This window comes from Stenotrophomonas maltophilia group sp. RNC7, from assembly GCF_030910085.1.
Taxonomy (GTDB): domain Bacteria; phylum Pseudomonadota; class Gammaproteobacteria; order Xanthomonadales; family Xanthomonadaceae; genus Stenotrophomonas; species Stenotrophomonas sepilia.
Window position 1 is genome coordinate 1 of record NZ_JAVFVN010000398.1, and the last position, 1262, is coordinate 1262.

At 25.4% G+C, this 1262-nt stretch carries 3 protein-coding genes; all 3 read left to right on the forward strand.

Features of this window, described 5'->3' with window-relative positions:
* Nucleotides 1-229 (forward strand): hypothetical protein (locus RCF13_RS06785; RefSeq protein ID WP_308140996.1); only part of this gene is annotated, 229 nt, incomplete at its 5' end.
* A 70-nt stretch (nt 230-299) separates the two neighbouring features.
* A complete protein-coding gene (locus RCF13_RS06790) occupies nt 300-821 on the forward strand; it encodes a hypothetical protein (protein WP_308140997.1) in 522 nt (173 codons plus the stop codon).
* Nucleotides 822-959: 138 nt separating this feature from the next.
* The coding region (locus RCF13_RS06795) for a hypothetical protein (RefSeq protein ID WP_308140998.1) at nt 960-1262 on the forward strand (303 nt) is incomplete at its 3' end.

The window sequence follows — 1262 nt, forward strand, 5'->3', positions numbered from 1 at the left end:
CACATACCATTTACCCATTATAGAGATTTTTCAAATAGAAGGTTCCTTTTATCAAAGCTTACGTCATGATTCCTCTGCATTGTTGGAATTGTATAGAAGACTTTTAGACTTTATTAGTGAATACAACTTTAATGAACCAATTGAATATGTAGCTGTAATAGATAAGAGGAGAGTTTTAGTAGAAGAATTTGCGAATGGTGAAATAAAGATTTTAAAGGAAATTAGTTAGGTACGTAGATAATAGTTCATGAGGAATTAGGAGCTTTACAGAGAAATACAAGTAAAAGGAGAGGAAATGTATGAAGTTAGTAAATTTAAATCTTATAAAAAGAAATAAAAATACAAATGCAAAAAAGAAGAAACTATTGCCAGGAGAAGCAGGAGAAATAGAGTTTAGAATAAACTTTGATAAGAAAAGGAATTTTAGAAATTTACTTTTAGCTTTTATATTTGTAGTACTTGGCTTTATTGCTGCAAATAAAGGTGTTAATACACATAACCTTCAATATTGGTTAGTAGGAATGATAGATATAATAATTAGTATAGTAATGCTGGTTTATTACATATTTCAGATCTTCCATAAAAACAAATTATTTATGGAAGTACGAAAAAATGATATTAAGTACAAGGATAATAATATTAAATATAATGATATCGAAAATATACGCAGTACATTTGGAATTGGGTTTTATACTATATATATTTATACAAAGGATGGTAAAGCCATTAAGTGTAATACAAAAAATATGATTTCAACCGAATATATCATGAAGTCACTAATCCCACTCCTTTCCAAAAGAATAACATTGAAGAAAAATTGAAGAAAAAATTCTTCAATTTTTTTTTGAATTTTACTTAAAATATTTGATGATTATGAGTATATTGCATTCTAGGAAGAAAAATGTAGTACATATTTTTAATAATTGATAGACTAATTATTTTTTATAAAGGAGGATAGAATGATTAACAGCGTTTTTACATCAATAGATGACGAAGAAATAGTAAGAAAAAAGTTAAAAGATTATATAAAGAAAAATCCAAATACTCTATTTGATGTGAATGTATTTCCAGAGTTAATTTGGCATGATTTGAGTAATGTCACCCACCAGAATGAATTGAAAAGAGAAATAAATAAAATTAAGGAATGTCCATTTAATCAAAATAAGAAATTGCATATTTTACTATTAAAACGACCAAATAAAATAGTAAATAATAATATGCATATATTCATTAGAAACTGTTTATTTGTAAATAACGATGGA

Bases quoted from the DNA above. Each gene is read 5' to 3' on its own strand.
- RCF13_RS06790 (WP_308140997.1), top strand. From the start codon at position 300: ATGAAGTTAGTAAATTTAAATCTTATAAAAAGAAATAAAAATACAAAT.